The sequence below is a fragment of the Gardnerella vaginalis 1500E genome (assembly GCF_000263595.1).
Taxonomy (GTDB): domain Bacteria; phylum Actinomycetota; class Actinomycetes; order Actinomycetales; family Bifidobacteriaceae; genus Bifidobacterium; species Bifidobacterium vaginale_E.
The window spans coordinates 21461-27494 of the sequence record NZ_ADES01000019.1; the positions used below are offsets into that span (position 1 = coordinate 21461).

The 6034-nt window shown below is 39.9% G+C and carries 6 protein-coding genes; all 6 read left to right on the plus strand.

Annotated features, from left to right (window positions below):
• Nucleotides 1-12: 12 nt before the first annotated feature.
• The 6 genes from ruvB (at nucleotide 13) to CGSMWGV1500E_RS00925 (ending at nucleotide 5934) form a co-directional block, all read left to right on the plus strand.
• Nucleotides 13-1065, plus strand: a complete 1053-nt coding sequence (ruvB, locus tag CGSMWGV1500E_RS00950; protein ID WP_004129199.1) for a Holliday junction branch migration DNA helicase RuvB — start codon at nucleotides 13-15, stop codon at nucleotides 1063-1065.
• Nucleotides 1066-1133: 68 nt separating this feature from the next.
• Nucleotides 1134-1538: a preprotein translocase subunit YajC gene (gene yajC, locus CGSMWGV1500E_RS00945; protein ID WP_004129201.1), complete on the plus strand. Its 405-nt coding sequence runs from the start codon at nucleotides 1134-1136 to the stop codon at nucleotides 1536-1538.
• 141 nt (nucleotides 1539-1679) lie between these two features.
• Nucleotides 1680-2261: an adenine phosphoribosyltransferase gene (locus tag CGSMWGV1500E_RS00940; protein ID WP_004129204.1), complete on the plus strand. Its 582-nt coding sequence runs from the start codon at nucleotides 1680-1682 to the stop codon at nucleotides 2259-2261.
• A gap of 90 nt (nucleotides 2262-2351) precedes the next feature.
• Nucleotides 2352-3767, plus strand: a complete 1416-nt coding sequence (locus CGSMWGV1500E_RS00935; RefSeq protein WP_004129206.1) for a DUF6350 family protein — start codon at nucleotides 2352-2354, stop codon at nucleotides 3765-3767.
• Between the two features lie 34 nt (nucleotides 3768-3801).
• Nucleotides 3802-5475: a bifunctional phosphoribosylaminoimidazolecarboxamide formyltransferase/IMP cyclohydrolase gene (gene purH / locus CGSMWGV1500E_RS00930; RefSeq protein ID WP_155114883.1), complete on the plus strand. Its 1674-nt coding sequence runs from the start codon at nucleotides 3802-3804 to the stop codon at nucleotides 5473-5475.
• Between the two features lie 141 nt (nucleotides 5476-5616).
• Entirely contained in the window at nucleotides 5617-5934 is a 318-nt protein-coding gene (locus CGSMWGV1500E_RS00925) for a hypothetical protein (protein WP_004129210.1), read from the plus strand.
• Nucleotides 5935-6034 lie beyond the last annotated feature (100 nt).

Here is a 6034-nt window from a genome sequence, read left to right on the forward strand (position 1 = left end):
GGGGGAGTTGAAATGAGTGATGAATATGCAATTGCACTAAATACTGGTGTTTCGGAAGATTCTTTGCGCATGGTTTCTTCTGCTCCTTTAGCTAATGAGCAGCTTAGTGATGAGGAGCTTCGTCCGCGCGCTTTAGAAGGTTTTATTGGCCAGCCTTTACTTAAAGCACAGTTGCAATTATTTTTGGATGCGGCCAAAAAGCGCGACGTTCCGCCTGACCACATGCTTTTGGCTGGTCCTCCAGGTTTGGGCAAAACTACTCTTGCAATGATTGTTGCAAACGAGCTTCAAGTTCCTATTCGTATTACTTCCGGTCCTGCTATTCAGCATGCTGGAGATTTAGCTTCTATTCTCAGCGCTTTGGACACTGGCGAAGTTTTATTTATTGACGAAATTCACCGTCTTCCGCGTGCTGCCGAAGAGTTGCTTTATATTGCGATGGAAGATTTTCGCGTTGACGTTATGGTTGGTAAAGGTCCTGGAGCATCTTCAATACCGCTTACTTTACCACGTTTTACAGTAGTTGGCGCTACTACTCGCGAAGGCATGCTTCCTTCTCCATTGCGCGCTCGCTTTGGTTTTACAGCTCACCTTGATTTTTATCCTCACGAAGAGCTAGAAAAGCTTATTGAACGTTCAGCTAAAGTTCTTGGAATTAATCTTAAAGATCAGGCTGCTAAAGAATTATCTTTGCGATCTCGTGGAACTCCTCGTATTGCAAATCGTTTACTTAGGAGAGTGCGCGACTGGGCGATTGTTCACGACTTGGATTGTGTAAATCAAGATGCTGTTGTTGAAGCTTTAGCATTGTATCAAATTGATACTCAGGGTTTAGATAGGCTCGATATTGCGGTTCTAAAAGCAATGGTTTGCCAATTTAATGGAGGACCGGTTGGTCTTAATAATTTGGCTGCAATGGTAGGTGAAGAAGCGGAAACTGTTGAAACTGTTTGCGAGCCGTATTTGGTTCGTGAAGGATTCTTAATTCGTACACCTAAAGGTCGTGTTGCGACTGTTAAAGCTTGGGAGCATTTGGGTTTGAAAGCTCCTAGTAATGTCAGCTAGATGGCTTAAAATAATTGTCTTGGACGGCATTTCGGCCGTCTTATGGTTGGACACTTAAGGAGTTTATTGTGCCTCAATTTTTCCAGCAGTACGGTCTTCTTATTGCGCTTATCGTAGTAATGGTTGTTATGATGTGGTTCCAAACTCGCAATGCTAAAAAGCGTCAGAATGAAATGCGTTCATTCCATGAATCTTTGCAGCCAGGTACTGAGGTTATTACAATCGGCGGAATTATTGGCAAGATTGTAAGCGTAGATATGCAGTACGAAGAAATCGTTATTGATTCTGAAGGTAGCTTAATGCGCGTGTCCTTTAGAGCTGTAAACAGGTTGTATGTACGTCCTGCATTTATTAGCGACGAAGAAGCTGCAGATAATGAAGCTGAATCTAATGCAGAATCTGCAGAATCTGCAGAAGCTACACAAGCTTCAGAATCAGTAGAAGCTGAAAATACTGCAGATACTGCAGAATAAAAAATAAAGCTTTTAGTAAAATTTATAATTAAAAATTTTTAAGTCGTGATGTGTGAAGTTTTTACTTCGCGCATCACGCTAATATGCAGATTTTTTCCATATTCCAGAATCACATCTTGCGAAGAAAAGAACGTTAGGATTATGACAACAACGGATATTACAGCAAAATCGTTGAGAACAGTAAGTAAAGATGATTCAGATTATCTTGCTTCATTAATTCGTACCGTTCCAGGATTTCCAAATCCGAGTATTGTATTCCGCGATTTTCTCCCAATATTTTCTAACGCGCGTGCTTCTCGTATTCTTGTTGACTCTTTAGTAGACGCTTTGCCTACTGAGCCTGATTCAATCGACTTAATTGCAGGTCTTGAAGCTCGCGGTTTTCTTTTCGGCCCACTGCTAGCAGAACGTTTAGGTAAGGGTTTTCTTGCTATTCGTAAAGCTGGTAAGCTTCCACCTCCAGTTATTAGCGAATCTTATATGCTCGAATATGGTCAGGCTAGTATTGAAATCGAAAGTGATGCTATTAAACCTGGCCAGCGTGTTCTTATTGTAGATGATCTTATTGCAACTGGAGGAACTGCTAAAGCAGCTGCAAATATTGTTAAAAAAGCTAAAGGGCAAGTTGCAGGATTTAGTTTCGTGATTGAACTTACTGGCATTAGTGGAATGAACGATTTAGAGGATTATCCTTGCAGCAGTTTAATGACTATGCCTGCGTAGAGTTTAGCAAAATATAAACAATTTAAAGCACTAGGATTATTTTACTAAGATTAGTTTTACACGTTTGAAATAGTACTGAAAGGAGAAGCTATGGTTGAAAAACTTAAGTCATCCTTAATCAGTGTATCTAAAGGTGTAATTACTCCGTTTATTGTAATTTTTGTTTTTTCTCTTACAATAGGACTTTTCTTATCTCTTACTTTACTTATAGTTTCTATTGAAGAAGGAACCGGTAATCTTTCTGATTCCGCAATGTCTATGACTTGGGCTGTATTTATGTTTGCTCAAGGAATTGGTCTTACTTTTGACAATTGTGTGCTAACAATAACTCCTTTAGGTTTAACAATTTTGCTTATAGCTTCTCTTTCTAGCCTAATTAGAAAAGTTGAAGGCGGCTCTACAGCATACGTAACAGGTACCGTATTTTGGGTTGCTGTTAACGTAATTCTTTCGCAAAATACGCATATAACTTTGGTTGATTCTGTTCCTGTTATTATTTTCAAAACAGCTTTAATATACTTAATATCTTTGTTTATTGCTGTTTTCCCGCGCAGCTTAGTTTATAAAACTTTTAAGAAGCGTTATAAACAAGTGTGCCCTGAATTTGCGCAAAAAAATATTCTCATAATTAAACGCTTGTCAGTTATTTTATTTGCAATATACTCGGCTGTGGCTTTAGTAACTGTAATAGTTTGGTGCTGCACTAATATTGGCTCTGTTAATTCTTTCTTTATAAAACTCGGTATGCAAAATGGTTCGCGTATTCTTACGTCAATTGCATGCCTTGTGTGGTTGCCAAATATAGCTATTTGGGCTTTGTCTTGGATTTGCGGAGCAGGATTTAGTATTGGGAAAGTTGCGCATTTTACTTTGGCTTCCTCAATGCATAAATCTTTGCCACCTGTGCCAGTTTTTGGAATATTTCCTGAATCAGTATCCGATTCGTTATACCGAAACGCAATATTGAGTGTTATTCCAATAATTTGTTTTGCGGTAATACTTTTAGTAATATTGCATAAACGCGGTTGTGGATTGCGTTTGAAAAATATTGAAGATAAAGAAGAGCTTAAAGCTTTTGCTATAGGTCTAGCTCAAGCAGCTGCAGTAAGTATTTGCATCGCTTCTTTAATAACAATTATTTTTACTATTGTTTTTGCTTTGGCCAATGGATCTTTAGGAGAGTACAGGCTTTCTTTTGTTGGAGTTGACATTGTTGAAAGCACTAGGGCTGTAGGCCATCTTACTCTTTATGCTGTTTGTGCAGCTTGGCTTATTGCAGTTCTTGGAATATTGCTATCTTGGGCAATTCGTTACCTTTTTTCTATGCTGCTTAATAAAAATTCTGCGCAAAACAAAACTTTTAATGTTGAAGCTGAAACTACTTCTGAAAATCTTACAGAAGATAATACAAATAAAACAGATACCGAATTAATACAACGAAAATCACCTTTGTCTTTGAAAAAAGCCGCTCCTAGAACGGTTTCATCAAAGACCAAAAGAGAATAAATTCCTCACCACTATTTAAGGAAGGACGACCGCCGTGCAACAGACACATAGCCAAGAATCAAATGCAAATGTGCTGATAACCACAGGGGAAAGGTCAATTCGCCGTGTGTTAGTTTCAGTTTTTCATAAAGAAGGACTTGAAATACTAGCAAACGCGTTTATTAAAGTTGGTACTGAAGTAGTGTCAACTGGTTCTACTGCTTCTAAATTAGCCGAGCTTGGTGTTAATGTTACTGAAGTTTCTACTGTTACTGGTTTCCCAGAAAGCTTAGATGGTAGGGTAAAAACTTTGGATCCGCATATTCATGCAGGAATTTTAGCGGATATGAATAATGCTGATCATGTAAAGCAGCTTGAAAACCTTAATATAAAGCCGTTCGATGCTGTGGTTGTTAATTTGTACCCATTTGTTGACACGGTTATGAGTGGTGCTGATAATGATGCCATTATTGAGAAAATTGATATTGGCGGACCTTCTATGATTAGAGCTGCTGCAAAAAATCATAAGTCTGTTGCTGTTATTACGGATCCTAAAGACTATCAGCTTTTGGCAGACCGTGTTTCTTCCGGCAAAGGATTTAGCTTAGAAGAGCGCGAATATCTTGCTGCTAAAGCATTCGAGCACACTGCTTCTTATGATGCTGCAATCTCTCAGTGGACTCAAAAAGCGTGTCCAAAGCCAGAAAGTCTTAACGCAAAAGATGTTGAAAACGAGTCTAAAAACGCTGAATCCGTGTTGCTTCCTGCAGAATATACGCGTACTTGGCATTTGGAACACGAGCTTCGCTACGGTGAGAATCCTCATCAGCAGGCTGGATTGTATGTTGATCCATTGCATAATGGCGGTTTAGCTCAAGCTGAGCTTCTTGGCGGAAAACCTATGAGCTACAACAATTATGTTGATGCGGATGCTGCTTGGCGTGCAGTTTGGGATTTTGCTCCACAAATTGCTGTTGCTGTTTGCAAGCATAATAATCCATGCGGCTTGGCAATTGGCGAAACTGCTGCTGTTGCTCATAAAAAAGCTCACGCTTGTGATCCTGTAAGCGCTTACGGTGGCGTAATCGCTGCAAACACTACAGTGACTTTGGAAATGGCAGAAAGTGTTCGCCCAATTTTCACAGAGGTTATTGTGGCTCCAGACTATGAGCCAGAGGCTTTGGAATTGCTTCGCACTAAGAAGAAGAATCTTCGCATTCTGAAGGTTGCAACTCCGCCTGTTTTGGATTTGCAAGTGCATCCTATTGACGGCGGTGCGTTAGTGCAGTCGGCAGATAAGATTGACGCTTTTGGAGATAATCCAGAAAACTGGACTCTTGTTTCCGGTGATCCTGCAGACGTTGATACATTGCGTGACTTGCAATTTGCGTGGCGCTCGCTTCGTTGCGTAAAATCTAACGCTATTTTGCTTGCGCACGACAACGCTACTGTTGGCATTGGTATGGGACAGGTTAATCGCGTGGATTCTTGCCATCTGGCTGTTGAACGCGCTAACACTTTGGCAGATGGTGTTGAGCGTGCTAAGGGAGCTGTTGCAGCTTCTGATGCGTTCTTCCCGTTCGCTGACGGCCCTCAGATTCTTATTGAAGCGGGCGTTAGTGCAATTGTTCAGCCAGGCGGCTCTATTCGTGACGAGGAAGTGTTCGAAGCTGCTCGTAAAGCCGGCGTAACAATGTACGTAACTGGCACTCGTCACTTCTTCCACTAAATCCTCGTAATTTAGTAAGTAAGTAAAATAAGTAAATTAATATTCTAAAAATGCAGCGTTTGATAACTTCAAGCGCTGCATTTTTTGTTTTTCTGTAAAACAACTTGTGTTTTATTATTGCAAGTTATGTATTATACAAGTATGACAAATAGCGAGCAGCAGACTAAGGGTAGTAAAACAGAGCATCCGTACGTGTCGGAAAAGTCTGAAGGAAAACCTTACGCTGAGTGGATTGTAGCAATTATTGTTGCAATAAGCGCAATACTAGCTTTTATTGGATATGCAACAGCCGCCGCAGCTATTGTTGCTGTGACGGCCATCTTGCTTGGAATTATGCGATTGATAATGCGTCAGCGTAGTTTATGGAAGGTTCGTTCCGTGAGCTTTGACGCTTTTATAAGCATTGCTCTTGGAATTGGCTTACTTGTAACGTACGCTTCAATCGCATTTTTGTTGTAAAAGAAATATAGCAAACAATTGCATTTATTACTTTTACTAGTTTTATTGCAACTGTTTGCTACATTTATTACTATTTTTTTTATTACTATTTTTACTATTT